Below are 263 nucleotides of genomic sequence, written 5' to 3' on the forward strand. Positions count from 1 at the left end.
CATTCTAGTTTGCATGTGTACATTATTCCTTTTGGGTTGCAACGGAACACTTTTTACCACTACTCTTTTTTTGTCGATTTCCACAATTCTAGGTTGTGTCCCTGATTCCGTTATCAAAGTATGTCCATTGGAAACGCGCACAGCAGTTCCCAATTCCATAAGGTCTTCGGCCCGTTTATAGCTTAGCATCACTTCCTTTTTTTTATTAAATTCCTTTACCTCATCTGCCCAACAAACCAGGATATTTCCATTTTTTAGCACAT

Annotated in this window: 1 pseudogene; it reads right to left on the bottom strand. The window is 38.8% G+C overall.

Annotation, left to right across the window (positions count from 1 at the left end):
- A pseudogene (locus ACRHOZ_RS21040) lies at positions 1–263 on the bottom strand (hypothetical protein); the annotation flags it as partial.

It is taken from the genome of Flagellimonas flava (assembly GCF_050617915.1).
GTDB lineage: Bacteria > Bacteroidota > Bacteroidia > Flavobacteriales > Flavobacteriaceae > Flagellimonas > Flagellimonas flava_A.